Here is a 25,682-nt window from a genome sequence, read left to right on the forward strand (position 1 = left end):
TAATCCCTGAAACAAAAGGCGAAACTTATTATTAACCTTTCACTAACTTCAGGGAAGAATAAACTCAAACTTCTGTTTGAACTGTGTAACCGATCAAGCTTCTGCTTGTTGTTGCAAACGAATCCACATTGCCTGCACCAGCTTCTCATCCTGCTCGGAAAGCTCACCCTGCAGGATGGCCTCGTTCAGGCTGCGCAGCACATAACTCTTTACATCCCGCACCAGGGTCTTGCCTTCCAGCTCGGCCCGCGCCACCGCCAGCGAGATGTGGCCACGCAGATAACCCCCGGCAAACAGCTCATCGTCGGTCGCCGTGGCCACCATGCCGTCTATCAGTCCCAACAACTTGTGCTCAAAATCATGAATCGTCATTTAACGCAGCCTCATTTTCCGGGGTTGCCGGCAAAATAATTCGGGGGAGTGGAACCGCGATCCGGTTGATCACGGCTCTCTGGCGCCAGGCCAGCCGCATCCTTGATGTCCTATTCCGGGTTGGCCACCGGGTAGATGACCTGATCCTTGTATCCCGTGGTGATCCGCAGATAACCACTTAACGACCGGTTCAGCGCCGGGTCATCGGTATCCACCAGCAAGGGCCTGCCCGCAAGGGCCGCCAGCTTGGCTTTGGTGGCCAGGACCTGGATCTGGTCCCGCCCGACAGCCCGCAACACCTCTGGACTCAGTTGCTGATTTCCGCGCCCGAACAGATGTCCCTGACCACCGATCAGGGTAATGATCAGCCGGCAGCGACGGCCACGGATCCGGGTCAGGATCTCGGCGGCGGACAGATCCTGCCCGATAAGCCGGCCATTTTCCACCAGATCCACACCGAGCAGGGTATTTTCGAGGCCGAGCTCCGCCATGCAGGCCGCCACCGTGCTGCCGGAGCCCATCAGATAGAGGGTATCAGGCTCCATCTGCTCGACCACGCCGGCGGCGATGTCTGCAAGCACCAGCTCTTCAGACTCGCGCCCCCCCTGCTTGACCGCCTGCACATAGCGCAGATCGCCGGGCACCTGCAGCTGGCCGTAATGGCGGGCGCGCACCTTGCCGGCGCGAAACGCCTCCTCGTCGATGTCCATCACCTCGGCATCCACCAGACTCAGCAGCTCGCCGGCAATCATCCGGGCCGCCACCCGGCCGCTGGCAGCGGGCGTCACCCCATAGACCCCGGAGTGGATCTTGCAACCGGCCGGAATGCCAAGCACGTGACACGCCTCCCCCACCGCCGCGCAGATGTCCCGCGCGGTGCCGTCACCGCCGGCAAACAGCAGCAGATCGACGCCCGCCTCGCGCATCCGTTCGGCGGCGATGCGAGTATCGGCCGCCGTGGTGGCTGCTGCCGCGGGCTGATGGACAATGCGGCAAGGCAGGCCGAGCTCGCCGGCAAGCTCGGCCCCCATCTCGCCCGCCACCGTCAGCAGCTCGAAGCGGTCCGCCAGTTCACACAGCGGTAGCAGCGCCTGCCGGGTCCGCTCGCGGGCCTTGGGGATGGCGCCACGGGCCAGCGCCTCGGCCACCATGCCGTCACTGCCCTTGAGACCGACCGCGCCGCCGATGCCGGCGACCGGATTGATGATGAGTCCTAAACGAAACATGTGTCCCTCCCGTTGGATGGCCGCCATTTTTATCTTTTCCTGCCACTGGGACAAGCCATAACCCCCTGTTAGAATGCGCGGCTTCAACCCTCAATCAAAGTTCAACCAAGGTTCAATCATGCTGGAATGGATTGCAGACCCCTCCGCCTGGGTCGCGCTCGCCACCCTGACCCTGCTCGAGATCGTACTGGGCATCGACAACATCATCTTTATCTCCATCCTGGTCGGCCGCCTGCCGGAAGCACAGCGCCAGAAGGCGCGGATCCTGGGGCTGGGTCTCGCCATGGGTACCCGCATCCTGTTGCTGCTCTCTCTGGCCTGGGTGATGCGTCTCACCGAGCCTCTGTTCACCGTGCTGGGCGAAGCCATCTCTGGCCGCGATCTCATCCTGCTGCTGGGGGGTCTGTTCCTCATCGGCAAGAGTGCCCACGAGATCCATGCCACCCTGGAGGGCGCCGCCGAGCCTGAGAGCGTGAGCGCCGCCGCGTCCGGCTTCATCAGCACCCTGATCCAGATCGCCATTCTCGACATCGTCTTCAGCCTGGATTCGGTCATCACCGCCGTGGGCATGGCGGATCACGTGCCGGTCATGGTGCTGGCCATCATGATCGCCGTCTTCATCATGATGTTCGCCGCCAAGGCCATCGGTGATTTCGTCGACAACCACCCCACCATCAAGATGCTGGCCCTTTCTTTCCTCACCCTGGTCGGTTTCGCGCTGATGGCCGAGGGGATGGATCTGCACATTCCGAAGGGCTACATCTACTTCGCCATGGCCTTCTCGCTGACGGTGGAGATGATCAACATCCGCCTGCGCAGTCACCACGACCGCGAAAAGCTCAAACAGGAATAACCGCGAGCCACAAAAAAGAGCGCCATCAGGCGCTCTTTTTTTATCTACACAACCATGTCATTCATTGCTGATGACAATCGCCACGCGGCGGTTCTCAGCTCGACCGGCAGCCGTCTTGTTGTCGGCGATCGGATCGCGTTCACCACGGCCCCGGATGTCCAGGTTGGCCTGCGGCATACCCACCGAGACCAGCACATCGGCCACCGACTGCGCCCGCTTGTACGAGAGCTGATCGTTATAGTCCGCCGCCCCGTTGGAGTCGGTATGACCATCGATCCGCGCCCGGTTCAAGCCAACCTCCTGCAGGGTTTTGCCCAGTTTTTCCACCACCACACGGGTCTTGGCGGTCAGGGCACCGGCGTTGTTGGCAAACAGCACACGGTTGGAGAAGTCCAGAGTCCAACCCTCATCGGTCAGGCGAAAGCCTTGCTCCTTGAGTACGGCGATCTGCTCTGCGGTCAGGCCATGGGGGGCACTTTGGCACCCCGCCAGCACGCTCAACAGCAGGCCGGTCAAGCCGGTTTTCATCAGGACATGGATCTTCATTGTTATTTTTCCTCAGCAGAGACATCAAATTCCAGCTGGTCATGGAGCGCAAGCTCCCGACGCAGCCGTTTGGCTTGGTACATGGCATGGTCCGCCTGCTGCAGCAGATCGGCGGCGGTCAGCCCCTGATCCGGATACAGCGCGATCCCGATGCTGACGGCAGCCACCAGCTGGCTGCCATCCCCCAGTACCACGGGGTCTGCCATGGCCTGCTGGATGCGGGCAACCACATCTTCCGCCTCGCCCACCTGGGACAAGGGGGTCAGCAGGATGGCAAACTCGTCACCCCCCAGACGGCATACCAGATCCATCGGCCGCAGCTGATGTTGTACCCGTCTGGCCAGGGCGATCAGCACGTCATCCCCGGCGGCATGGCCCAGGGTGTCGTTAATCTGCTTGAAGCGATCACAATCGAGGTAGAGCAGTGCAAAGCGCTCATCATGCAGCCGGCCGGTGGTCACCGCCTGATCCAGACGAGCCTCAAACAGAGCACGATTGGGCAAGCCGGTCAAGGCGTCATGGGTGGCCTGGTGCAGCAGGCTGGCATTCTCCCGCCGCTGGTGAGCCTGCCAGGCTTCCAGTTCGTCGAGCAGGGAGTTGAAATCCTGGCCGAGCGCGTGCAGCTCGGCAATGTTGGCCTCCGGCACCCGCATGGCGAGGATCCGCTGGCGGCTGACGCTGTGGGCCACCTGGGCCAGCTCTTTGAGCTGTGCCGTGAGGGAGTTTTGCATCCGGCGCGCCACGTAAAGGGCCCCCAGGGTGCTGAGCACCAGGCAGAGCAGCATGGCCAGCAGGGTCTGCAACAGGAACAGCAGCAGGTATTGGCCGTGCCCCACCAGATGAATGCGGGCGATCTCCACCCCGCCCCGCAGCATGGGCTGATCCACCGGCCCCGGCAGGATGAGCCGCGCCAGATACTGCTCAAGACCGGACCAGGGGGTGCTCATGGCCCGGCTCCAGCTGGCCAGCAGCTGGCCGCTCGGCAGATAGATGCTGGCCCGCGCCACATCCTCGTGGGTGGTGATGGCCTGCAGCGCCTCGCGGGCCGCCTCTTCGTCGTGGAACACCACGGCCGCTTCGCTGGTATAGCTGATAGCCCGTGCCACCAGCTCCAGGTTGTGATCCGCATAGAGCCGCAGCGCCAGCAGGGCGATGCCAGTCAGCAGCAAACCGGCCATGCAGACTGCCGTCAGGGACGTCACCAGGTGGGTGCGTCCCAGACTCTGTCGCAAGGTGAGGCGCTGGTTGGGGGGGCGAAACAAGCCTATCATGAGCCCCCCTCATTGGCCTTGGCCAGCTTGAGCACGGCGGGGTGTACCCGCACCCCGCTCCTGGCCAGGGCATCCAGATTAACCCGAAAACGGATCCGCTCCTTGCCGATCTGCAGGCAGAAGACGGAGTCGGCCACGCACTCGGTGCTGTGTTCACTGATGCTGAGAATGGGGTAGCCGCGCAGATGCTCGAACAGCGGCAGCCGTCGCTCGGGGGACAACACCCCCAGATAGAGCACGTCACACTGGGGGCCGATTGCCTTGTCCTCGACGTCGTAGCGATGGACGCTGACCGGCCGGCCGTTGGCCTGCTGCTTGATGGAGAAGAGTGCCGTGGCATACTCCGTCGGCGCTGCCACGCACAGGCGCAGCTCGCTCGGCTCGGTCGGCCAGCGGGTGTAGCTGAGAATGTCGAGCACGGTCTGGCGCACCTGCTCGGCCCGCAGCTCGGCCGAGGTCAAGGGGGGCGGCTCGGTGGAGAGAGCCAGCGTGCAAACCAGCGGCGCCAACCACACCAGGATCCGGATCAGTGAAAAAGAGTGCATCATGCCTGCGCTTAAGCCCACATCAGCACCCATGAAGGGCGGTTGCCCGCGAGGGGTGAGCCGGATGGAAATAGTATTGAACTTATCAGCAGCATGACAAGGCGCAGCCGACAGAGCAAGGGGCTGAGCGGGCCGGCATCACAATAATGACGAGGGCCCACCCGTGCGTGAGCCCTGCAATAAAGTGTATTCATGGGGTTACTTCTTGTTGATCCCGTATTCCCGCAACTTGTTGGCGATGGCGGTGTGCGACACGCCCAGCCGTTTGGCCAACTGGCGGGTGGAGGGGAACGCCGGGTAGAGCCGCTCCAGCAGCCGGCTCTCGAAGCGCTTAACCGCCTCATCGAGCCCCCCTTCGAACCACTCGTCGATGAGCGGCATGGCGTCGGCTGCCACCGGCAGATCCACGTGCTCAGGGCCGATCTCGTCCCCTTCCAGCAATGTCATGGCGCGGTAGAGGCAGTTGCGCAGCTGGCGCACGTTGCCCGGCCAGCGGTAGGCGGTCAGGTATTCCGCCATGTTGCGGGTAAAGCGCGGGCGCGGACGCTGCAGTTCACTGGCAAAGCGGGAGACGAACTGCTGCGCCAGCGCCATGATGTCCGCCTTGCGCTCGCGCAGCGGCGGCAGCGCCAGGCTCAGCACGTTGAGGCGATAGTAGAGGTCTTCCCGGAACTTGCCCTCGTGCACCAGATCCAGCAGCTGCTTCTGGGTGGTGCAGATAAAGCGCACGTTGACCTTTACCTCCTGCTCGTCACCAACCCGGCGGAACACACCATCTTGCAGAACCCGCAGAAACTTGGTCTGCAGATGGGGGGACATGTCGCCGATTTCGTCCAGCATCAGGGTGCCGCCACTCGCCAGCTCCAGTACCCCGCGCTTGCCCTCGGTGTTGTTGCCAAAGGCGCCAGGGGCGTAACCGAACAGCTCGCTCTCGGCCACGTTGTCCGGCATGGCCGCACAGTTCAGCGCCATGAAGGGATGGCTGGAGCGCAGGCTGGCACCATGGCAGGCGCGGGCCAGCAGCTCCTTGCCGGTGCCGGTCTCGCCGACGATGAGCAGCGGGGCATCCTGCATCGCCAGCTTGCTCGCCTGGGCCAGCACCTGTTTCATCTTCTGGCTCTCGGCCTGCAGGTGTTCAAAGCCCCCTACTTCCACCGCGTGCAGCGCACTGAAGTGCATGCCGACCCGACGGGCAGATTTGAGCACCACCACGGCGCCGGCCAGGGCCTGTCTGCCCTTCTCTTCGGCCACGAACAGCGGCATCAGGTCCGCCAGATACTCTTCGCCATTGATGCTGAGCTTGCAGGTCTGCGGCCGGATCTCGCTCGCTTCCAGCCAGCGGCTGAAGGAGAAGCCCTTGACCAGGGAGCCGAGCGCCGCGCCACGCACCTCCTCCACCGGCAGGGCCAGGGTGGTGAGGGCGGACTGGTTGGCCTGGGTCACCTTGCCCTTGGCATCGAGGGAGAAGACCAGATCCGGCAGCGCCTTGAGCAGCGCCTCAATCTCGTGGTGTTCGCGCTCGGAGGGCATGTAGGGGATGGTCTTGACGTCATAGACCCCGGGAATGCGGCGGATCTCCGGCATCAGGTGCTGGAAATCACGAAACTCCAGCTCGGGAAAGTTGAGATAGATGATGCCTGAGGTATCGATTTCGATGCCGCGCAGATCGATGTTGTGCTCCACCAGACGGTCGAGCAGTTCCCGGGTCAGGCCCAGGCGGTCTTCACAGCTGACTTCAAGACGCATTCGGGACACACTTCCTAGCTAACTCTATGAATGACCGGATAATACAGACTCGATCCCGCCAGTGCGAGCGCCAGCCCATAAAAATGCGGGCCCGCCCCGCTTTCACCGGGCAGGCCCGCGCCATCTACAGACGTTTATTTGAGCAGCTGGTCGGTGCGTGCCGCCATGATGAAGTCGTTGCGGTGTAATCCGCCTATCTTGTGGGTCCACCAGCTTACTGTCACCTTCCCCCATTCGGTCAGGATTGCCGGATGATGAAACTCCGCCTCCGCCAGTTCACCCAGCCGGTTGGTAAAGGCGAGCGCCTCCTTGAAGTTGCGAAAGGTGAATTCGCGCCGCAGCTGCAGCTCACCTTTTACCACCAGCGGCTGCCAGTCGGGGATGAGGCGCATCAGTTCGTTCAGCTCCTGCTCGCTCACCTTGGGGGCATCGGCGCGGCACGCTTCACACTGCTGGCTGGCCAGTTCGGACATGGGACTCTCCTTGTGTATCGATGAAAAGGGGGTAATCAAACACCGGCGGGCGGCTCAGCTCGCCTGCTTGCCGCCAGCCGGTGCAAAACGGGGGGGACGCAGCCCCAGACGGCGCGCCTCAGCCACTATGGCCATGATGTCCTGCTCCGCCAGACGATAAAGCTCGCCAAGCTCGGGCAGCACGAAATAGGTGGGCTGCATGATGTCGATGCGATACGGGGTGCGCAGCACCTCGATGGGATCAAAAGGTTGCAGCACCGGTTGGCCACCAAGGGCATAGGCGGTCTCGCCGATGGAGGAGAGAATACCGCCGCCATAGATGCGCAGCCCGTCCGCCGTGGCCAGCAGGCCAAACTCCACCGTGAACCAGTAGAGCCGTGCCAGAAAGACCCGCTCCTCCTTGCCAGCCCGCAGGCCAAGCTGGCCGTAGACATGGGTGAAGTGGGCGAAGGCGGGGTTGGTCAGCATGGCGCAGTGGCCGAAGATCTCGTGAAAGATGTCGGGCTCCTGCAGGTAGTCGAGCTCGTCTCGACGGCGAATGAAGGTGGCTACCGGAAACTGGCGATTGGCCAGCAGGGCAAAGAAGCGGTCAAAGGAGATGAGCGCCGGCACCGCCGCCACCGACCAGCCGGTGGCCGGTTGCAGCACGGCGTTGATCTGGGCCAGCTGGGGGATCCGATCCCGGGGCAGGTCGAGCCGCGCCAGCCCGGCCTGGTACTCGTCGCAGGCCTTGCCCTCGAGCGCCGCCAGCTGGCGCGCGATCAGGATCTGCCAGGTGCCGTGCTCCTCGTCCGAGTAGTGGATCGTGCCCGCTTCGTCCGGCTGGTGGGCGGTGTAGAGACTTGCCATGGGTGACTCCATCCTCTGGGTTGCAACCCGCCATCCGGGCGGTCAGGCGCCATTGCGCGATGGGATCACTGTAACGGTTTGTCCCGCAAAAAAGCAGCCGACCCAAGGGTCGGCTGCGGCGGACAATTGTAAATAATTTGTGACAACCACAATCGAGCCCTGGCCGGCCGCTCACCCCTTGTTGAGGTAGCCCGCCAGCTGACCGATCAGCCGCTTGCGCAGCTCGCCGAGCCTGGGTTTCTCGTCCGCGCACCAGGGCAGCGGGCGACACGCTTCTATGGTGCGCAGGCCGAGGCGGGCGGTGAGCAGGCCGGCCCCCACCCCTTGCGCCGCGCGGGCGGAGAGCTTGGCGGTGAGCTCGGCCCCCAGCAAGTCCATCCCCACCTCGGTCACCAGCTCGGTGGCGCCGGCGTAGAGCATGTTGCGAAACACCTGACGGATGAGGCGAATGCGGCTCCAATAGCCGAGCTCGATGGCATAGACATCGGCGATATCCTCGATCATCCGCAGGTTGCGCCACAGCATCAGCATCATGTCGACGGTGGCGAGCGGGCTCAGGGCCACCAGCACGGCGGCCTCCCCCGACCATTTGGCCACACGCGCCTGGGCCAGCTTGTCGCGCTCGCCGAGCACCAGCTGGCTGTAGAGGGTCAGCACCTCCCGATCGCTGTGGCTCTCATCGAGCTGGGCCAGCCAGGTCTGATACCCTTCGCGCCCCTTGTCACCGCTACGCTCGGCCAGCCCTTCGCAAAAGGCCTGGCCCTGGCCGACCCCCTGATGAGCCAGCAAATCTTCGGCTCGCGAGCGCACATCCTGGCGCCGTTTGAGGGTACGCAGCCGCAGCCACTCGCGCCCCACCACGCCGGCGGTGCCCGCCGCCACCAGCGCCGAGGCCGCCAGCCAGGCGCCGCCCCACAGCGGAGTAGTGAGAAATTGCTCGTAAAGGAAGGCGCCATATTGGCCCAACGAGAGCACACCGACCGCCCCCAGCCCCCAGGCCAGCAGCCGATGACGGCGACGCGGCTTGATGACGAGGGCGCTCTCCACCTCGGTGAGCTCTTCCAGCTCATCGAGGCGCTCGAAGCTCGCCTCCTCCAGTCGCTGGGCTGGCGCCGGCGTCCGCTCCTTCTCGGCTGCCGTCAACGCGGGCTCCAGGATCACCTTGCCCTGCAGCGGTGGCCGCGCTTTTATCTGATCGTTCATCGCCTTGTTCTCCTGAAAACAGTCTCCCGGGTACGGCACAGGCAACAAACCCGTGCCGCACACCGCTTATTCGAGGTGATCCCCGAGCAGAAACTCCAGCGCCGCATCGAGCCGGATATGGGGCAGCGCCTGATGGGCGCTCATGGGCAGTGGACGAAACGCCTGAAAATCAAAGCCCTGATTGTTCCACCACTGGGCGGGGGGAATATGGGACGGCACCTCGCCTGGAAACAGCAAGAGCGATTCACCGCTCAGGCTGGTGCCACGGATGGCGGGGAACTCGCGGCCATCGGCCACTCCCTTGCCCACCTCGGTCGCCTTGATGGCGGCCAGCGCCAGACACTCGGTGGCAATCCCCTCAAAGCGGGCCTGGCCGCGGCCGCTGCGCACCAGATGCTGCAGCAGGGAGACCATGGGGCCATGCTGCTCCGGGGTAACGTGATCGGCCTTGCTAGCCACGAACAGCAGCTTGTCGATGCGCGGCGAGAAGAGCCGCCGCCACCAGTTACTCTTGCCGTAGGCAAAGCTCTCCATGATGCGGGCGATGGCCTGCTGCATGTCGCCAAAGCTGGCAGCCCCGGCATTGAGCGGCTGCAGGCAATCCACCAGCACGATCTGGCGATCGAAACCGGCAAAGTGCTGCTCATAAAAACCCTGCACCAGGTGCTGCTTGTACTGCTCGAAGCGCTGCTTGAGGGTGGCGTAGAGGGTGCCTTCGGCGGGCTCGCTGGCAGGCATCGCCCACACCCAGGGCACGAACTGCAACATGGGGGCACCGGCATACTCCCCCGGTAGCACGAAGCGACCTGGCTGGATCAGGTGCAATCCCAACTCTTGTTTGCAGGCATGCAGATAGTCGGTGTAGCGCTCGGCCAGCTGGGCCACCGGCCGCTCCTCGAAGCCCTGATCCGCCTGCCACTCGGGTGCCAGCCAGCCGGCGGCAAGGGTCTGCAGCTCGGGGCGGCGCAGCTGCTCGCGCACCTGCTCGCTCCACTGCTCGTAGCTCATCTCAAGCAGCGGCAAGTCGAGCAGCCACTCCCCGGGATAGTCCACCAGATCCACGTAGAGGGTGGAGATCTCCCCCAGGTGCTTGCGCAGGGGATGGCGGGTGCGATAGCGAATTTCGAGGCGTACCTCGGCCACGCCGCGGGTCGGCTCGGGCCAGGCCGGCGGATCGCCAAACAGGGCGTCGAGGCCGCGTTCGTAGGCAAAGGTGGGAATGTGGGCATTTTGCTGGGGCACCCGGCGGGCACCGAGGATGCGCCCCTGGCGCAGGGCATCCCACAGGGGCAGGCGGCCGTCGATGGCCGCGTGTTCCAGCTGGTTGACCAGCGCCGTGATGAAGGCTGTTTTGCCGCTGCGAGAGAGGCCGGTGACTGCCAGCCGGATGTGGCGATCCCGTACCCGATTGACCACATCGTTCGCCCTGTGCTGCAGGCGATTGAACTGCTGTTCCAGTTTATTGAGTATCAAGGCTTGTCCTGTTCTCCCGTTCATCCAGAGCGAAGGGGGATGGCCGCTGCCACCCCGCGCCATGGCCCCCTGGCGCGGTGCCCGCCATCAAAGGCCAGGACGTGCCGGCGGGGCCATCGCGCCGCTCAGGGTTACAAGTTGCGAAACTCCCGCTGCAGGGTGAACTCCTTGGAGGTCACCAGCTTCTCGATGCGCTGCAATCTGGGCTCCAGCCCATCCAGCTCCTGGCCAATGCGGACAAGGGCCTGATGAGGAGTGATGCCCGCCTGCCAGCTGCGCGCCTTCATCCTCACCTCGGCAAAGTCGGCATCCTCCTGGGCGTAGAGGGTGACTGGCTTCTTGTCGAGCAGAAACCAGGCGGCCACGTAGGCGGTGAAGGTGATGAAACCAGCGAAGATGAGGCCGCTGATGGCTAACAGCCGCACGATCCAGGTTTCCACCCCGAAGTACTCTGCCAGACCGGCACAGACCCCGGCTATCTTGCCGCGCTGGGGGTCACGATAGAGGTTGCGCCCTTCACGACTGATGCTGCTCATACCTTGTTCCTCCAGCCCGGGACTTCCGCATCCAGAATCGACTCCAGGGCGCCTACCCGCTCCTGCATCTTCTCGGCACGTACCAGCAGTCCCTGCAGCTGTTCACGCTCACCATCGGCGAGACCGGCACCAATGCGCCCCTTGGCGCGGTAGTGCAGCACCAGCCAGATGGGGGCCACCACCACCATGAAGACCACCATGGGAACCATCAATACACCCAGCAGATCTTCCATCTGTTACTCCCCCTGTTTCGGCGTGGTATCGCCTTGACCCAGCTTCTGGCGCATGGCCTCAAGCTCTTTGCTGATCTGATCGTCCGCTTCCAGTTCGGCAAACTGCTGGGCCAGCGCCTTGTCAGATTGTCCCAGATCGGCGCGGGCCTCCATCTCGTCGATGCGGCGCTCCATGCGCTCGAACTTGCTCACCACCGCCTGGCTGTCGCCACGGGCGACCTGGCTCTGCACGTTGAGACGGCTGCTGGCCGCTTCGCTGCGAATGGCCATCGCCTTCTGACGGGCACGGGCATCTTCCAGCTTGGCTTCCAGCTGACGGATCTCCTCCCCCAGCTTGGCGATGCCGCTGTCCACCGCCTGCTGCTCGCGCTCGAGGCCGTCGGCCAGCTCGGCCTGCTTCTTCTTCTCGATAAGCGCCGCGCGGGCCAAGTCTTCCCGTCCCTTGCTCAGGGCCAGCTCGGCCTTGCCCTGCCACTCGGCGACCCGCTCCTGATGGCGGCTGACCTGGCGGCCGATCTCTTTCTGGTTGGCGAGGAAGCGGGCCAGATTGGAGCGCTCCTTCACCAGCTCGTCTTCCATCTCCTGGATGATCAGGCGCACCATCTTCTGGGGATCTTCTGCCTTGTCGAGCAGGGCCGTCAGGTTGGAATTGATGATGTCGGCCAGGCGGGAAAAAATACTCATGATTGTACTCCTGTGGTTGGCATACGTTGTTTCTCCATTGACAATGGCAACTTGTGTGCCAATCTGGAACAGAATTTAACTTGTTGATTTATATGGGGCAGATAAGTCGAGTTTCAAGATGCGCCACACAAGTAATGATTAGAATCACCAACTTTTGGTAAGATTGACCAGCTTTCAACGATTCACGGGGATGACTATGACCACGGCCACGGAAAGCCTGTTGGGGGAATCCAACGCATTTCTCGAGATCATTGAGCAGGCCTCCCGCCTGGCGCCGCTGCGCAAGCCCGTGCTGATTATCGGCGAACGGGGGACCGGCAAGGAGCTCATCGCCCACCGCCTACATTATCTCTCGGCGCGCTGGGATCAAAGCTTTGTCACCGTCAACTGCGCCACCTTGAGCGAGAGTCTGCTGGAGACCGAGCTGTTCGGCCACGAGGCGGGCTCCTTCACCGGCGCCGCCAAACGCCACCAGGGCCGCTTCGAGCGGGCCGACGGCGGCACCCTCTTCCTTGACGAACTGGCCACCACCAGCGCAAGGGTGCAGGAAAAACTGCTACGGGTCATCGAGTACGGCGAGTTCGAGCGGGTGGGCGGCGCCAAGGCCCTCAAGGTGGATGTGCGACTGGTGTGCGCCACCAACGAGGATCTGCCGGCGCTGGCCGACAAGGGGCAGTTTCGCCACGACCTGCTCGACCGGCTCGCCTTCGACGTCATCACCCTGCCCCCCCTGCGGGAGCGGCGCGAAGATATTCTGATGCTGGCAGCGCACTTCGCCCACGGCATGACCCGGGAGCTCGGCTATCCGCTGTTTGCCGGTTTCTCGCGCAAGGCGACCCAGTTACTGCTGGATTACCCCTGGCCCGGCAACGTGCGGGAGCTGAAAAACGTGGTGGAGCGCAGCATCTACCGCCAGGGCAACCCCCAGTTGCCGCTGGCCGAGCTGGTGCTCAACCCGTTCGATTCCCCCTGGCGCCCCCGGGCCCCGGTGGCGGTCACGGCCCCCCTCCAGCTGGGGCAGGCGCCGGCGGTGACACCGGACTCCCCCGCCTTGCCGCTGGATCTCAAACAGGCGGTGGCGGGCTACGAGATTAATTTACTCAAGCAAGCGCTGCAGCAATCCCAGTATAATCAGCGCAAAGCCGCCCAACTGCTGGCCCTGAGCTATCACCAGTTCCGCGGCATGCTGCGCAAATACCAGCTGCTGGACAGTGACAACGATGCGGATTAATCACCCGGGCAGCCTGCCCCAGAGCGGCGCCCACCCCTTGCCGGCCCCGTTGCCGGCAACTTCGTATAAAAACATGGTTCGACAATGAGAATGCTCAAACCCTTGCTGCTTGGAATGCTGGTGCTGCTCACCGGTTGTCAGAAACAAGACGACGCGTCCAGGACGGGACTCATCTATTGTGCGGAAGGCTCCCCCCAGACCTTCAATCCCCAGGTCTCCAATTCCGGGGTGACCCTGGATGCCAGCTCACGCCCGCTCTACGACCGTCTGCTGGAGGTGAACCCCAACACCCTGGCGCTGGAGGGAGGGCTCGCCACCCGCTGGACCGCCAGCGAAGACGGCCTCTTCTATACCCTGACCCTGCGCAAGGGCGTCACCTTTCACCACACGCCCTGGTTCAACCCCTCTCGTCCCCTCAACGCCGACGACGTGGTGTTCACCTGGCAGCGGCTGCTCAACAAGCAGCACCCCTATCACGACGTCTCCGGCGGCGAGTACCCCTACTTCTACAGCCTGGGGCTGGATCAGCTGATCAAGCGGGTCTACAAGAAGGGCACGGATCAGGTGGTATTCGAGCTGAACCGACCCGATGCCTCCTTCCTCGCCACCCTGGCCAGCGACTACGCCATCGTGCTCTCCGCCGAGTATGCCGGGCAGTTGCAAAAAGCCGGCACTCCGGGGCTCATCGACAGCCGTCCGGTGGGCACCGGGCCGTTCAGCTTCAAGGAGTATCGCCACAACGAATACGTGCGCTACCTGCGCCACCCCGGTTACTGGGGCGGCGAGGCCAAGATTGAGCAACTTATCTACGACATCACCCCCAAATCGTCCAAGCGGCTGGCCAAGCTGCTGACCGGAGAGTGCGACGTGATGAGCACCCCCTCCGCCAGCCAGCTGTCGGTGATCGACAAGGATCCCGACCTCAGCCTGGCGGTGCAGTCCGGCATGAACGTCGCCTTCCTCGCCCTCAATACCCGCAAGGCGCCGTTCAACAAAGTGCAGGTGCGCCAGGCCATCGCCAGCGCCATCAACATCGACAACCTGCTGCAGGCGGTCTATTTCGAAACGGGCCAGCCCGCCAACAGCCTGCTGCCGCCGCTCTCCTGGGGTTACAACCCCTCCCTGCCGATGCGCCAGCCGGATCTCAAGCGGGCGCGCCAGCTGCTCAAGGAGGCAGGTCTCGAACAGGGGTTCGAGATGCAGGTACTGGTGCAGCCGGGCTCGCGCGCCTACAACCCGGATGCCCTCAAAACCGCCCAGCTGATGCGAAGCGATCTGGCCAAGGTCGGCATCAAGCTCAAAATCGTGCAGCAGGAGTGGCCGGTCATCGAGGCCCGCCTCGCCCAGGGCCAGTACGACAGCCTGCTCTCCGGCTGGATTGCCGACAATGCCGACCCGGACAACTTCTTTCGCCAGCTGCTGAGCTGCGCCGCCGTCGAGCGCGGCAACAACTACAGCCGCTGGTGCAGCCCGGCGTTTGATCAGCTGCTGGACGACGCGGTGACCACGCCCCAGCTGGCATTTAGGCTGCGCAACTACTACTACGCCCAGACCCTGCTCAACGAGCAGATGCCGCTCATTCCGCTGGCCCATGCCCTGCGCACCCAGGTCAGCCGCAGCGACATCGAGGGGCTCTCCCTGATGCCCTTTGGCGGCACCGTCTTCAACCAGGCCTATCGGGAGTAAGCATGTTTCTCTATATCCTGCGTCGCATCAATCTGCTGCTCATCACCCTGCTGGCGCTGACCTTCGTCGCCTACCTGCTGGACGTGCGCCTCATCGGCCAGCAGGCCAGCTTCTGGAGCGGCTACCCCGACTTCCTGCGCCGCATTCTGGACGGGGATCTGGGGCTCTCCAGCGTCTCCGGCCTGCCGGTACTGGACGAGATCCGTCACTACTTCCCCGCCACCCTGATCCTCTGCGTGGCGGCCTTCGCCATCTCGCTGCTGGTGGGCATTCCGCTCGGCACCCTGGCGGCCCTCTCCCAGGGCAAGCCGCTCGATCTCACCATCATGACCGCCGGCCTCATCGGCTACGCGGTGCCGGTGTTCTGGCTGGCGCTGCTGGTGGTGATGTTCTTCTCGCTGGATCTGGGCTGGCTGCCCGCCTCCGGCCAGATCAGCCTGCTCTATGACGTGCCCTCCATCACCGGCATCGCCCTCATCGACGTGCTGATGAGCCACGAGCCCTGGCGCCAGGCCGCCCTGCACGACGCTCTGCGCCACCTGATCCTGCCCTCGCTGGTGCTGGCGGTGGTACCCACCACCGAGGTGATCCGCCACGTGCGCAGCTCCCTCATCGACGTGATGAAGCAGAACTACATCAAGGCGGCGGCCAGCCGCGGCCTCTCCCGTCGCCAGATCGTCTGGCGTCACGGCCTCAAGAACGCCCTGCCACCGGTGCTGCCGCTGCTGGGCCTGCAGCTGGGCAGCGTGCTCACCTCCGCCATGATCACCGAGGTGGTGTTCGAGTGGCACGGTATCGGCCGCTGGCTCATCAACAGCATCGCCCTGCAGGATTACGCCGCCATCCGCGGTGCCACCCTGGTGGTGGCCAGCTTCGTCATCTTCATCAGCGTCAGCACCGAGCTGCTCACCACCATCATCTACCCGGCGCGGCGCAAAGAACTCTATGCAAAACAAGACTGAACGTGCTCATGGCATGACCCGGAGCCAGGAATCCTATGCAAGACAAGACTAGCCTCTACCCCGAGCTCAAGATCCTCTCGCCGCTGGAGCAGACCTGGGCCTCCTATCGCCGCAATCCGCTGGCGATGGCAGGGCTCTGGTGCTTCGTGATCCTGCTGCTCATCACCCTGTTCGGCCCCCTGGTGGTGCCCTACGGCATCGACGAACAGCACAGCGCCCGTTTGCTGCTGGCACCCTCCTGGGCCAACAGCGGCAACATCGATTATTTCCTCGGTACCGACGATTTGGGCCGCGACATCCTCTCCCGGCTGGTGGTCGGCGCCCGGCTCACCTTTGGCAACGCCCTGCTGGTAGTGGTGATCGCCATGGTGGTCGGCACCGCCATCGGCATCCTCGGCGGCATGAGCAAGGGGCTCAAGTCGAGCGTGTTGCACCACCTGCTCGATACCCTGCTCTCCATCCCCTCCCTGCTGCTGGCCATCATCATGGTGGCCATCCTGGGGCCGGGTCTGTTCAACACCCTCATCGCCATCACCCTGGCGCTGATCCCTCCCTTCATCCGGGCCACCTACAACGCGGTCCACACCGAGATGCAAAAGGAGTACATCATCGCCAGCCGGCTCGATGGCTCGCCCCCCTTGCGCATCATGCGGCTGGCCATTTTGCCGAACATCGTCGAGACCCTGGTGGCCCAGACCACCCGCACCCTGTCGGCAGCCATCCTCGACATCTCGGCGGTGGGCTTTCTCGGCCTCGGCGCCCAGTCACCGCAACCGGAATGGGGCGCCATGCTGGCCGACTCGAGCGATCTCATCTATCTCGCCCCCTGGACCGTGACCCTGCCGGGCATGGCCATCCTGTTCAGTGTGCTGGTCACCAATCTAGTAGGTGAAGGCATTCGCGAAGCACTCAAAGAGGGGAACGACTAATGCCTCTGCTCGACATACGCAATCTCACCATCGAGATCGACACCCCGCAGGGCAAGGTCAAGGCGGTGGACAAGGTGAGCCTGACCCTGGCCGAGGGGGAGATCCGCGGCCTGGTGGGCGAATCCGGCTCCGGCAAGAGCCTGGTGGCCAAGGTGATCGTCGGCATCCAGAAGGACAACTGGACGGTGCGCGCCGACCGGATGCGCTTCAACGACATGGATTTGCTAACCATGGCGCCCCGCGAGCGGCGCCGCATCATGGGCCGCGAGATCGCCATGATCTTCCAGGACCCCATCAGCTGCCTCGACCCCTCCGAGGAGATCGGCACCCAGCTGGAAGAGGCGATCCCAACCGACTCCTTCGAGGGGCAGTTCTGGCAGCGCTTCCAGTGGCGCAAGAAGAAGGCTATCGCCTTGCTGCACCGGGTCGGCGTCAAGGATCACCGCAAGGTGATGCGGGCCTACCCTCACGAGCTGTCGGACGGCATGTGCCAGAAGGTGATGATCGCCATGGCGATTGCCAACCAGCCGCGCCTGCTAGTGGCGGACGAGCCCACCAGTGCCATGGAGTCCACCACCCATTCCCAGATCCTGCGGCTGCTGGACAAGATGAACAAGCTGGGCAACACCACCATCCTCATCATCAGCAACGACATCGCCGCCATCGCTAACCTGACCGACACCATCAACGTGATGTATTGCGGCCAGATGGTGGAGGTGGGCACCCGGGAGCAGATCCTGGAGACGCCGCACCACCCCTATACCGATGCGCTGCTCAAGTCGATCCCCGACTTTGACAAGCTGGTGCGCCACAAGTCGCGGCTCGAAACCCTGCCCGGCGTCATTCCGCCGCTGCAGCACCTGCCCATCGGTTGCCGGCTTGGCCCCCGCTGCCCCTACGCCCAGAAGCAGTGCGTGCAGACCCCGCTGATGAGCAAGATCAAGGGGCACCAGTTCAGCTGCCACTTCCCGTTGAACATGGAAGAACCCAAAAAGTGAATTCAATCCCGTATCAGAGCGTGGCAGCATGCCCTCTCACCAAGGAGCCAGGACAGTGATCGAACCCTCCCTGTTGCAGGTCAGGGGCCTGTGCAAGACCTATCAGAACCGCACCGGCCTGTTTCGACGCCGGGCGGTGGAAGCCATCAAGCCGCTCTCCTTTGATCTCGAGGTGGGCCAGACCCTGGCCATCGTCGGCGAGGCCGGCTCCGGCAAGAGCACCCTGGCTCGCATTCTGGCGGGCATGATAGAGCCGAGCGGTGGCGAGATTGCCATCGAGGGGCAGCCGATGATCCACGGTGACTATCAGACCCGCTGCAAGCTGTTGCGGATGATCTTCCAGGACCCCAACTCCTCCCTAAATCGCAAGATCCGGGTCGGCCAGATCCTGGAGACGCCGCTGCGCCTCAACACCGAGATGACCGAGGAGGAGCGTCGCGACAAGGTGGTGCAGACCCTGCGCATGGTGGGCATGCTGGCGGACCACGCCCTCTTCTATCCGCAGATGCTCTCCGCCGGTCAGCAGCAGCGAGTAGCGCTGGCACGGGCGCTGATCCTCAACCCCAAGATCGTGGTGGCCGACGAGGCGCTCTCTACCCTGGATATCTCGGTGCGCTCCCAGATCATCAACCTGCTGCTGGAGATGCAGGAGACCATGGGGCTGAGCTATGTGCTGGTAGCCAACGATCTGGGGGTGGTGAGCCACATCAGCGACGAGGTGCTGGTGATGCACGAAGGGCGGGTAGTGGAGCGCGGCAAGACTCTCAAGGTGTTCGCCGATCCTCAGCACGAAGTGACCCGGCGCCTCATCCAGAACTACAACAACGAATACCGCCGCTGATCCGCGCCCGGCGGCTCGCCGCCGGCCCTTGCCCGCCGTTGTCGCGCCTGAAAAAGAGACAAAAAAATCCCGGCTCAGGGGCCGGGAATTGCGCTCAAAAATGAATGCGTCGCTCGTAGTAGGAACGCTGCAATGGTAGGCAGCGCCCTGCCCGTCAACAACTGTCAGATCTGACAGGAAGACCGCTATGGAACCGGAACTGCGGATCCGGCGAGCGGATCAGCTCCGCCTCCACCTGGCCGAAGAAGGCCACCCGTTCACTGATGTCCTCCCCCGCATATTGCTCGGCCAGCGCCAGATAGTCCTGATAGTGGCGCGCCTCGGAGCGCAGCAAGGAGACATAGAAACGGCCCAGCTCCTCGTCCAGATGGGGCGCCAGCTTGGCAAACCGCTCGCAGGAGCGCGCCTCGATATAGGCGCCGATGATCAGCTTGTCGACGATGGTGGCGGGTTCGTGGGTGCGCACATGCTGCATCAGGTTGCGAGCATAACGGGAAGCGGTCACCGGACCGTAGGGAATGCCGCGGGCCTGCATGATCTCCAGCACCTGCTCGAAGTGGTGCAGCTCCTCCTGGATGAGTCGCACCATGGGAAACAGCAACGGATTGCGGGACAGCTCCTCGAACACGGTGCGATCAGACTCCCCCATGCTGCGCTTGCCCAGGATCTCGGCTTTCTCCGGAATCGCGTCCAGTTCTCGATAGAACTCCAGCTTGGGCAACAGATGACGCTTGCCCTTGGGCAGGCAGTAGCGGCGCACCAGGCTGTGGGCGGTGAGCGCGGCCTTGTTCTCGCAGTTGGCGTGATCGATGAGCAGGGTCGGCAACCAGGCGGGATCCCGCGCCATCTCGATCCACGCATCCGGGGTCTCGCAGTGCAAAAACTGGCGCACGGGGGCTAGCAGGTCATCCATCTGAATTCTCGTCTGTTCGGGTTGATACGGCGGCGGCCCATGCTAGCGGATCCCGCCGCCACTGCCCATAGCTGCGGATACAAACGCTGCTTTTTCAAGCAGATGCGGGCCCTTTTCGGCGAGCGGAAACAACAATGGGGGCCAGGGCCCCCATCTCGTTGCAACACGTCAGCTTGGAAAACGTTTAACTACCTTCGTTAAAAATTTCCAGGTTGCTGGTGCCTTCCTGCCACTCGCGCACCGCCTTGTTGTCATCGCTGCGCATGGCGTTGAGGTGGTCGAGGTAGGATTGATCCACGTCGGAGGTGACGTAGTGGCCGTTGAACACCGAGGTTTCGAAGTGGCGCAGTTCGGGGTTGATCTCCCGCACCGCCGCTTCCAGATCTTCCAGATCCTGGAAGATGAGACCGTCGGCGCCAATCAGCTTGCACACCTCTTCCACTTCCCGGCCGTGGGCGATCAGCTCGTTGGCGGTGGGCATGTCGATGCCGTAGACGTTGGGGAAGCGAATTTCCGGCGCCGCCGAGGCGAAGTAGACCTTGGCTGCCCCCGCTTCACGGGCCATCTGGATGATCTGCTCGGAAGTGGTGCCGCGCACGATGGAATCGTCCACCAGCAACACCTTCTTGCCCTTGAACTCGGAGCTGATGGCATTGAGCTTGCGGCGCACCGACTTCTTGCGCTGGGTCTGGCCCGGCATGATGAAGGTACGGCCGATGTAGCGGTTCTTCACGAAGCCCTGACGGTACGGCAGGTCCAGGGTGTGGGCGATCTCCAGCGCCACGTCGCAGGAGGTCTCGGGGATGGGGATGACCACGTCCACGTCGAGATCTTCCCACTCGCGGGCAATCTTCTGGCCCAGCTTGCGACCCATGTTGAGGCGGGCGGCGTAGACCGACACCTTGTCGATGCACGAATCAGGGCGGGCGAAGTAGACGTATTCGAAGATGCAGGAGCTCATCTGCGGGTTCTCCGCACACTGCTCGGAGAAGAGCTGGCCCTGCTCGGTGATGTAGATGGCCTCCCCCGGCGCGACGTCGCGCACCGTCTCGAAACCGATGGCGTCAAGTGCCACGCTCTCGGAGGCGAGCATGTACTCCACCTGCCCCTGCTCGTCGACCCGGCGACCCAGGATCAGCGGGCGAATGCCGTTGGGGTCGCGAAAACCGATGAGGCCGTGGCCGATCACCAGGGAGACCACAGCATAGGCACCGCGGATCTGCTGGTGCACCTTGCGCACCGCCGAGAAGATGTCTTCCGGGCGCAGCGCCATCTTGTCGCAGAGATCCAGCTCGTGCGCCAGCACGTTCAGCAGCACCTCGGAATCCGAGGTGGTGTTGATGTGGCGACGGGCCACCTTGAACTGCTGCTCCTTGAGCTCCTTGGCGTTGGTAAGGTTGCCGTTGTGGGCCAGCACCATGCCGTAGGGGGAGTTCACGTAAAAAGGTTGGGCTTCAGCGGCACTGGAGCTGCCTGCGGTGGGATATCTGACATGTCCTATGCCGATATGCCCTTTCAAGCGCTGCATGTGACGCACTTCAAACACGTCCTTCACCAGGCCGTTGGCCTTGCGTTGCCGGAAGTTTCCACTGTCAATGGTCACGATCCCGGCGGCATCCTGTCCCCTGTGCTGCAACACCGTCAAGGCGTCGTAGAGGGCCTGATTGACGGGGGTGGTGCCAACTATACCGACAATACCACACATGTCTTTGCTACCTCGAAGTCACTATACCTGTTTAAGAAAACTCGATGAGTTCAGCATGAACCCGAAAAACCACTGGATGACCGGCTTGAACTCGGGCACCAGCTTGGACGCCGTCCACCAGTCGCTCTGAGAGAGATTGGTGAAGGTATCCATGAAAAAAAGCAGGGCACTAACGATCAGTACCCCGCGAATAGCGCCAAAACAGATGCCGAGCACCCGATCGGTGCCGGACAGCCCCGTCTTGTCCACCAGCAGCCCCACCACGTAGTTCACCACGCTGCCGAGGATCAGGGTCGCCACGAACAGGGCGGCGATGGCCAGGCCGTTGCGTACCAGCGGGTCGCTGAACGAGGTGAAGTAGATGGCGAGATCCGAATAGAAATGGCTGGCGATGAAGAAGGCGACGAACCAGGTGACAAGGGACATGGCCTCCTTGACGAAGCCGCGCACCAGGCTGATGAGAGCAGAGAAACCGACGATGCCGATGATGGCGTAATCAATCCAGACCATAGAAAAAGATGTCCTGCGAAATTGCGGCGCAGTCTAACAAAAACGATTGCGCAATGCTTGATAAAAATGTGTTAACGGTTCAAACAGGCGGTGAACCAGCGCATTCACGACCCATTGAAACGGTTGACCGACGCCAGAATGCACAACGCCATGGCATGCCATGGCGTTGTCGTCTGCAATGAGCGCTTACCCGATGTGGGTCAGGCCGCCCATGTAGGATTGCAGCGCCGCCGGGATGGCGATGCGGCCGTCTTCCTGCTGGTAGTTCTCGATCACCGCCACCAGGGTGCGACCCACTGCCAGGCCGGAGCCATTCAGGGTGTGCAGCAGCTGCGGCTTGCCATCGATGCGCACGCGAGCCTGCATGCGGCGTGCCTGGAAGTCGGTGCAGTTGGAGACGGAGGAGATCTCGCGGTAGGTGTTCTGGGCCGGCAGCCACACTTCCAGATCATAGGTCTTGGCGGCGCAGAAGCCCATGTCACCAGTGGAGAGCGCCATCACGCGATACGGCAGCTCCAGCAACTGCAGCACCTTCTCGGCGTGACCCGCCATCTCTTCCAGCGCTTCCCAGGATTTTTCCGGGTGAACCAGCTGTACCATCTCGACCTTGTCGAACTGGTGCATGCGGATGAGACCACGGGTATCACGACCGTAGGAGCCCGCTTCGGAACGGAAGCAGGGGCTGTGGGCGGTCATCTTGATGGGCAGTTCCTGCTCGTCAAAGATCTCGTCGCGGGCCATGTTGGTGAGCGGTACTTCGGAGGTCGGGATCAGGGAGAACTTACGTACCTTGCCCTCTTCTTCCCCTTCGCCGTCGATGCCGGTATTGAACAGGTCCTGGGAGAACTTCGGCAGCTGGCCGGTGCCGTACAGGCTGTCAGGGTTGACCAGATAGGGCACGTAGCACTCGGTGTAACCGTGCTGCAGGGTGTGCAGGTCCAGCATGAACTGGGCCAGGGCACGGTGCAGACGGGCAATCTGGCCCTTCATCACCACGAAGCGGGAGCCGGAGAGCTTGACGCCGTTCTTGAAGTCAACGCCCTTGGCCGCTTCACCCAGATCGATGTGATCGCGTACCGGGAAGTTGAACTCGCGCGGGGTGCCCCAGCGGCGCACTTCCACGTTGTCGTTCTCGTCACGACCGACCGGGGTGGTGTTGCTCGGCAGGTTGGGGATGGCGTCCGCGATGACCTTCAGCTCGGCCAGCAGGGCATCCAGCTCGACCTTGCTGGTCTCGAGCTCTTCGTTGATCTTGGTGACCTCGGCCTTGAGCGGGGCAACATCTTCGCCGCGACGGGCAGCCTCACCGATGGATTTGGAGCGGGCGTTGCGCTCGGCCTGCAGCTCCTGGGTACGGGACTGCAGATCCTTGCGTTTCTCTTCCAGAGCATTGACAGCCGCTACGTCCAGAACGTAGCCACGTGTCGCCAGACGAGCGGCAGCTTCGGCGATATCGCTGCGCAGATATTTGGGATCCAGCATGGTTTACCTACTTTTTTAAAATGGGATCTGGGCCTGAGTCATCATGACGGGCTGGAAAACAGATCCGGAAGTTAACATCGGTTGGCACACCCCTGTCGTCTTTCAGAATCGGGCCTATGGTGAGCAGGCCTTCGAAATCAAGAAGATGGCACCAGGCCAAGACAAGCGGGGTCAGAGGGCCAGTGTATCAGACCGCCCCCCCGCCCGAACAGGGACTATTGCGCCCGTTTTGCCCTGTTTTCCGGGGGATGACGACCTGGATCAAATCGGCTGACCAATTAACGCGCAACCAGGCAAGACAGACCCGGGAGAGCCTCGCTACCAGCCGCCATCGCACCACTATTTGTCCCGTTGCCGCGGGCTCTGCCGATCCAGTTCATGCAGATAGTCGAGCTTCTGGCCAATCTGCTTCTCCAGCCCCCGCTCGGTGGGCTGATAGTATTGCTTGCCGGCCAGCTCGGGCGGGAAGTACTGCTCGCCGGCGGCATAGGCACCTGGCTCGTCGTGAGCGTAACGGTACTCGGCGCCATAGCCCAGCTCGCTCATCAGCTTGGTCGGTGCGTTGCGCAGGTGCGGCGGCACCTCGAAGTCAGGCAGGTTCTTGGCGTCGTGAAGCGCCGCCTTCCAGGCGGTGTAGACCGCATTGCTTTTGGGGGCGCAGGCGAGGTAAACGATCGCCTGGGCGATGGCCCGCTCCCCTTCCGCCGGCCCGATGCGGTGGAAGCAGTCCCAGGCCGAGAGCGCTACCTGCATGGCACGCGGGTCGGCATTGCCCACGTCCTCGGAGGCAATCGCCAGCAGCCGGCGGGCAACATAGAGCGGATCGCAACCGGCGCTCACCATGCGGGCATACCAGTAGAGCGCCGCATCCGGCGCCGAGCCGCGAATGGACTTGTGTACCGCCGAGATGAGGTCGTAGAAGTGATCGCCCCCCTTGTCGAAGCGAGCCACGTGCTCCCCCACCACGGCGGCCAGCAGGGTACTGTCAATAAGCTTGTGGCCGCTGCCATCGGGCTCGGCCATGTCGGCCAGCAGCTCCAGGTAGTTGAGGGACTTGCGCCCGTCCCCATCCACCGCCTTGGCCAGCGCCTCCTTCACCCCGGGGGCGAAGGTTAGCGCCGGATCATTGAGCCCACGAGCGTCCTGCATCGCCTGATCGATCAGGGTGAGGATGTCCTCCTCCTCCAGTCGCTTGAGCAGATAGACCCGGGCCCGGGAGAGCAGCGCGTTGTTGAGTTCAAACGAGGGGTTTTCGGTGGTGGCGCCGATAAAGGTGATGGTGCCGTCTTCGATGTGAGGCAGGAACACATCCTGCTGGCTCTTGTTGAAACGGTGCACCTCGTCCACGAACAGGATGGTGCGCACCCCGCGCCAGCTGTTCTCCTTGGCCTTGTCGATGGCGGCGCGGATCTCCTTGATGCCGGAGGTGACCGCCGAGAGCCGCTCGACCTCGGCCTGGCAGTAGTGGGCCATCAGTTCGGCCAGCGTGGTCTTGCCGGTGCCGGGAGGCCCCCACAGGATCATGGAGTGGCAGTGGCCGGCTAGGATCGCTTTGCGCAGGGGCTTGTCAGGCCCCAGGATGTGTTGCTGACCTATGTACTGCTCGAGGGTTTGCGGCCGCATCCGGGCCGCCAGCGGACGAAAGTCCGACGAGAAATCCAGCGACAAGTTGCTCATCTGTATTGACCCCCAGCGTCACGCCCATCCATTGGCAGACGGACCGACGCGAAATCCAGCGACCGCCTGCTCATCAGCGCTGATCGTCCAGCGCGACCCCCGCAGGCGTCTTGAAGACAAACTCATTGCCCTTTAGCACCGGCTTGCGGTTGAAGTTGCTCAGGGTGAACTCGCTCCACTGACCCTGGGCCTCTTTCACGTCGAAGCGGCTGATGTTGTTCTGCCTGTCGAAGGTGATGCGGAAGGAGGCGATCAGCTCGTCCTGGTTGCGACTGGTGACGGTGTAGACATCCCCTTCCTGGGTCACGTCATAGTTCTTCCAGAGGCTGTTGTCGTTGCCGGCGATCAGCACGAAGGGGGTGTTGAGCACGGCATCCTTCATCTTGAGGGCGGTGACCTGCTCGACGAAGGGATCATAGACCCAGACATCCTTGCCATCGGCCACGATCAGGCTCTCGTCCGGCGAGGTGGTGTGCCAGTTGAAGCGATTGGGGCGTTGCACCAGCAGATCGCCACCGGCGCGCTGCAGCTCCTTGCCCTTGCTGTCATAGACGGTCTGGGCAAACTTGGCGGAGAAGAGGCTCACCCCCGCCAGCTTCTGCTTGAGATCGCTGGCCGCATCGGCCCACACCTGGCTGCTGGCAACCAGCAGCACAGTGCCCATCAACAGTTGTTTTTTCATCATGCTTTTCATAACGGCTATCTCGATAAAAAGCTACGCCCGCAGGGGGCATGGCC

Annotated in this window: 26 protein-coding genes; 7 read left to right on the forward strand and 19 right to left on the reverse strand. The window is 62.9% G+C overall.

What is annotated here, in order from left to right; translation table 11 throughout:
* Window positions 1–93: 93 nt before the first annotated feature.
* Window positions 94–372 (reverse strand): YfcL family protein, encoded by a 279-nt coding sequence (locus AACQ43_RS00770; RefSeq protein ID WP_011705767.1) that lies wholly within the window; start codon window positions 370–372, stop codon window positions 94–96.
* 110 nt (window positions 373–482) lie between these two features.
* Window positions 483–1,598, reverse strand: coding sequence for an ATP-NAD kinase family protein (locus AACQ43_RS00775; protein ID WP_168965440.1), 1,116 nt, complete (start codon window positions 1,596–1,598; stop codon window positions 483–485).
* Window positions 1,599–1,716: 118 nt separating this feature from the next.
* On the opposite strand from AACQ43_RS00775, the gene AACQ43_RS00780 reads away from it, so the two are divergent.
* Entirely contained in the window at window positions 1,717–2,451 is a 735-nt protein-coding gene (locus tag AACQ43_RS00780) for a TerC family protein (RefSeq protein WP_016350476.1), read from the forward strand.
* A gap of 57 nt (window positions 2,452–2,508) precedes the next feature.
* Here the strand turns inward: AACQ43_RS00780 and AACQ43_RS00785 are convergent, their stop codons facing one another.
* The 11 genes from AACQ43_RS00785 to pspA form a co-directional block, all read right to left on the reverse strand.
* A complete protein-coding gene (locus tag AACQ43_RS00785; RefSeq protein ID WP_168965442.1) occupies window positions 2,509–2,997 on the reverse strand; it encodes an OmpA family protein in 489 nt (162 codons plus the stop codon).
* Between the two features lie 2 nt (window positions 2,998–2,999).
* Entirely contained in the window at window positions 3,000–4,268 is a 1,269-nt protein-coding gene (locus AACQ43_RS00790) for a diguanylate cyclase domain-containing protein (RefSeq protein WP_076362743.1), read from the reverse strand.
* Window positions 4,265–4,846: a YfiR family protein gene (locus tag AACQ43_RS00795; protein ID WP_175610091.1), complete on the reverse strand. Its 582-nt coding sequence runs from the start codon at window positions 4,844–4,846 to the stop codon at window positions 4,265–4,267. Before AACQ43_RS00795 ends, AACQ43_RS00790 begins: the two co-directional genes overlap by 4 nt.
* 165 nt (window positions 4,847–5,011) lie before the next feature.
* Entirely contained in the window at window positions 5,012–6,559 is a 1,548-nt protein-coding gene (tyrR, locus tag AACQ43_RS00800; protein ID WP_016350472.1) for a transcriptional regulator TyrR, read from the reverse strand.
* Between the two features lie 134 nt (window positions 6,560–6,693).
* A complete protein-coding gene (locus AACQ43_RS00805) occupies window positions 6,694–7,032 on the reverse strand; it encodes a 4a-hydroxytetrahydrobiopterin dehydratase (RefSeq protein ID WP_017409651.1) in 339 nt (112 codons plus the stop codon).
* Window positions 7,033–7,086: 54 nt separating this feature from the next.
* Window positions 7,087–7,881, reverse strand: a complete 795-nt coding sequence (gene phhA, locus AACQ43_RS00810; RefSeq protein ID WP_168965446.1) for a phenylalanine 4-monooxygenase — start codon at window positions 7,879–7,881, stop codon at window positions 7,087–7,089.
* A 171-nt stretch (window positions 7,882–8,052) separates the two neighbouring features.
* Window positions 8,053–9,084 carry a YcjF family protein gene (locus AACQ43_RS00815; RefSeq protein WP_168965448.1) on the reverse strand — a complete coding sequence of 344 codons (1,032 nt, stop codon included), beginning with the start codon at window positions 9,082–9,084 and terminating at the stop codon, window positions 8,053–8,055.
* Between the two features lie 66 nt (window positions 9,085–9,150).
* Window positions 9,151–10,557, reverse strand: a complete 1,407-nt coding sequence (locus AACQ43_RS00820) for a YcjX family protein (RefSeq protein WP_168965450.1) — start codon at window positions 10,555–10,557, stop codon at window positions 9,151–9,153.
* Between the two features lie 131 nt (window positions 10,558–10,688).
* Window positions 10,689–11,093, reverse strand: a complete 405-nt coding sequence (pspC, locus tag AACQ43_RS00825) for an envelope stress response membrane protein PspC (RefSeq protein ID WP_017409654.1) — start codon at window positions 11,091–11,093, stop codon at window positions 10,689–10,691.
* A complete protein-coding gene (gene pspB, locus AACQ43_RS00830) occupies window positions 11,090–11,326 on the reverse strand; it encodes an envelope stress response membrane protein PspB (protein ID WP_005300084.1) in 237 nt (78 codons plus the stop codon). Before pspB ends, pspC begins: the two co-directional genes overlap by 4 nt.
* Window positions 11,327–11,329: 3 nt before the next feature.
* Entirely contained in the window at window positions 11,330–12,010 is a 681-nt protein-coding gene (gene pspA / locus AACQ43_RS00835; RefSeq protein WP_011705754.1) for a phage shock protein PspA, read from the reverse strand.
* A gap of 196 nt (window positions 12,011–12,206) precedes the next feature.
* Between pspA and pspF the strand changes: the two genes are divergently transcribed.
* The 6 genes from pspF to AACQ43_RS00865 all read left to right on the forward strand — a co-directional run bounded on the left by pspF (window position 12,207) and on the right by AACQ43_RS00865 (window position 18,657).
* Window positions 12,207–13,241, forward strand: a complete 1,035-nt coding sequence (pspF, locus tag AACQ43_RS00840; RefSeq protein ID WP_168966454.1) for a phage shock protein operon transcriptional activator — start codon at window positions 12,207–12,209, stop codon at window positions 13,239–13,241.
* A gap of 90 nt (window positions 13,242–13,331) precedes the next feature.
* Entirely contained in the window at window positions 13,332–14,927 is a 1,596-nt protein-coding gene (sapA, locus tag AACQ43_RS00845; RefSeq protein WP_045790036.1) for an ABC transporter substrate-binding protein SapA, read from the forward strand.
* 2 nt (window positions 14,928–14,929) lie between these two features.
* Entirely contained in the window at window positions 14,930–15,889 is a 960-nt protein-coding gene (locus AACQ43_RS00850; RefSeq protein WP_011705751.1) for an ABC transporter permease, read from the forward strand.
* 35 nt (window positions 15,890–15,924) lie between these two features.
* Window positions 15,925–16,818 carry an ABC transporter permease subunit gene (locus AACQ43_RS00855; protein WP_101149247.1) on the forward strand — a complete coding sequence of 298 codons (894 nt, stop codon included), beginning with the start codon at window positions 15,925–15,927 and terminating at the stop codon, window positions 16,816–16,818.
* Window positions 16,818–17,816, forward strand: coding sequence for a peptide ABC transporter ATP-binding protein (locus tag AACQ43_RS00860; RefSeq protein WP_005300065.1), 999 nt, complete (start codon window positions 16,818–16,820; stop codon window positions 17,814–17,816). The genes AACQ43_RS00855 and AACQ43_RS00860 overlap by 1 nt, the downstream gene beginning before the upstream one ends.
* A 55-nt stretch (window positions 17,817–17,871) precedes the next feature.
* Window positions 17,872–18,657 (forward strand): peptide ABC transporter ATP-binding protein, encoded by a 786-nt coding sequence (locus tag AACQ43_RS00865; protein ID WP_011705748.1) that lies wholly within the window; start codon window positions 17,872–17,874, stop codon window positions 18,655–18,657.
* 154 nt (window positions 18,658–18,811) lie between these two features.
* Here AACQ43_RS00865 and miaE read toward each other — a convergent pair whose 3' ends face one another.
* The 6 genes from miaE to lolA form a co-directional block, all read right to left on the reverse strand.
* Window positions 18,812–19,570: a tRNA isopentenyl-2-thiomethyl-A-37 hydroxylase MiaE gene (gene miaE / locus AACQ43_RS00870; protein ID WP_168965452.1), complete on the reverse strand. Its 759-nt coding sequence runs from the start codon at window positions 19,568–19,570 to the stop codon at window positions 18,812–18,814.
* 184 nt (window positions 19,571–19,754) lie between these two features.
* A complete protein-coding gene (purF, locus tag AACQ43_RS00875) occupies window positions 19,755–21,275 on the reverse strand; it encodes an amidophosphoribosyltransferase (RefSeq protein ID WP_011705746.1) in 1,521 nt (506 codons plus the stop codon).
* 21 nt (window positions 21,276–21,296) lie between these two features.
* Window positions 21,297–21,785, reverse strand: coding sequence for a CvpA family protein (locus AACQ43_RS00880; RefSeq protein WP_011705745.1), 489 nt, complete (start codon window positions 21,783–21,785; stop codon window positions 21,297–21,299).
* A gap of 186 nt (window positions 21,786–21,971) precedes the next feature.
* On the reverse strand, window positions 21,972–23,267 hold the full coding sequence (gene serS / locus AACQ43_RS00885) for a serine--tRNA ligase (RefSeq protein ID WP_168965454.1): 1,296 nt from the start codon (window positions 23,265–23,267) through the stop codon (window positions 21,972–21,974).
* A gap of 339 nt (window positions 23,268–23,606) precedes the next feature.
* Entirely contained in the window at window positions 23,607–24,944 is a 1,338-nt protein-coding gene (locus AACQ43_RS00890) for a replication-associated recombination protein A (RefSeq protein ID WP_168965456.1), read from the reverse strand.
* A 73-nt stretch (window positions 24,945–25,017) separates the two neighbouring features.
* Window positions 25,018–25,626, reverse strand: coding sequence for an outer membrane lipoprotein chaperone LolA (gene lolA / locus AACQ43_RS00895; protein ID WP_042066569.1), 609 nt, complete (start codon window positions 25,624–25,626; stop codon window positions 25,018–25,020).
* Window positions 25,627–25,682: the final 56 nt, after the last annotated feature.

The organism is Aeromonas sp. DNRA1 (assembly GCF_963888745.1).
Classification (GTDB): domain Bacteria; phylum Pseudomonadota; class Gammaproteobacteria; order Enterobacterales; family Aeromonadaceae; genus Aeromonas; species Aeromonas hydrophila.

Excerpts from the sequence above, each read along its gene's own strand:
- AACQ43_RS00880 (WP_011705745.1), bottom strand. The coding sequence starts at position 21,785 with ATGGTCTGGATTGATTACGCCATCATCGGCATCGTCGGTTTCTCTGCT.
- pspF (WP_168966454.1), top strand. The coding sequence starts at position 12,207 with ATGACCACGGCCACGGAAAGCCTGTTGGGGGAATCCAACGCATTTCTC.
- purF (WP_011705746.1), bottom strand. The coding sequence starts at position 21,275 with ATGTGTGGTATTGTCGGTATAGTTGGCACCACCCCCGTCAATCAGGCC.
- AACQ43_RS00795 (WP_175610091.1), bottom strand. The coding sequence starts at position 4,846 with ATGGGTGCTGATGTGGGCTTAAGCGCAGGCATGATGCACTCTTTTTCA.
- pspA (WP_011705754.1), bottom strand. The coding sequence starts at position 12,010 with ATGAGTATTTTTTCCCGCCTGGCCGACATCATCAATTCCAACCTGACG.
- serS (WP_168965454.1), bottom strand. The coding sequence starts at position 23,267 with ATGCTGGATCCCAAATATCTGCGCAGCGATATCGCCGAAGCTGCCGCT.
- AACQ43_RS00805 (WP_017409651.1), bottom strand. The coding sequence starts at position 7,032 with ATGTCCGAACTGGCCAGCCAGCAGTGTGAAGCGTGCCGCGCCGATGCC.
- AACQ43_RS00780 (WP_016350476.1), top strand. The coding sequence starts at position 1,717 with ATGCTGGAATGGATTGCAGACCCCTCCGCCTGGGTCGCGCTCGCCACC.
- AACQ43_RS00890 (WP_168965456.1), bottom strand. The coding sequence starts at position 24,944 with ATGAGCAACTTGTCGCTGGATTTCTCGTCGGACTTTCGTCCGCTGGCG.
- AACQ43_RS00775 (WP_168965440.1), bottom strand. The coding sequence starts at position 1,598 with ATGTTTCGTTTAGGACTCATCATCAATCCGGTCGCCGGCATCGGCGGC.
- AACQ43_RS00815 (WP_168965448.1), bottom strand. The coding sequence starts at position 9,084 with ATGAACGATCAGATAAAAGCGCGGCCACCGCTGCAGGGCAAGGTGATC.
- lolA (WP_042066569.1), bottom strand. The coding sequence starts at position 25,626 with ATGAAAAAACAACTGTTGATGGGCACTGTGCTGCTGGTTGCCAGCAGC.
- AACQ43_RS00785 (WP_168965442.1), bottom strand. The coding sequence starts at position 2,997 with ATGAAGATCCATGTCCTGATGAAAACCGGCTTGACCGGCCTGCTGTTG.
- miaE (WP_168965452.1), bottom strand. The coding sequence starts at position 19,570 with ATGGATGACCTGCTAGCCCCCGTGCGCCAGTTTTTGCACTGCGAGACC.
- AACQ43_RS00850 (WP_011705751.1), top strand. The coding sequence starts at position 14,930 with ATGTTTCTCTATATCCTGCGTCGCATCAATCTGCTGCTCATCACCCTG.
- phhA (WP_168965446.1), bottom strand. The coding sequence starts at position 7,881 with ATGGCAAGTCTCTACACCGCCCACCAGCCGGACGAAGCGGGCACGATC.
- pspC (WP_017409654.1), bottom strand. The coding sequence starts at position 11,093 with ATGAGCAGCATCAGTCGTGAAGGGCGCAACCTCTATCGTGACCCCCAG.
- pspB (WP_005300084.1), bottom strand. The coding sequence starts at position 11,326 with ATGGAAGATCTGCTGGGTGTATTGATGGTTCCCATGGTGGTCTTCATG.
- tyrR (WP_016350472.1), bottom strand. The coding sequence starts at position 6,559 with ATGCGTCTTGAAGTCAGCTGTGAAGACCGCCTGGGCCTGACCCGGGAA.
- AACQ43_RS00770 (WP_011705767.1), bottom strand. The coding sequence starts at position 372 with ATGACGATTCATGATTTTGAGCACAAGTTGTTGGGACTGATAGACGGC.
- AACQ43_RS00860 (WP_005300065.1), top strand. The coding sequence starts at position 16,818 with ATGCCTCTGCTCGACATACGCAATCTCACCATCGAGATCGACACCCCG.
- sapA (WP_045790036.1), top strand. The coding sequence starts at position 13,332 with ATGCTCAAACCCTTGCTGCTTGGAATGCTGGTGCTGCTCACCGGTTGT.
- AACQ43_RS00790 (WP_076362743.1), bottom strand. The coding sequence starts at position 4,268 with ATGATAGGCTTGTTTCGCCCCCCCAACCAGCGCCTCACCTTGCGACAG.
- AACQ43_RS00855 (WP_101149247.1), top strand. The coding sequence starts at position 15,925 with ATGCAAGACAAGACTAGCCTCTACCCCGAGCTCAAGATCCTCTCGCCG.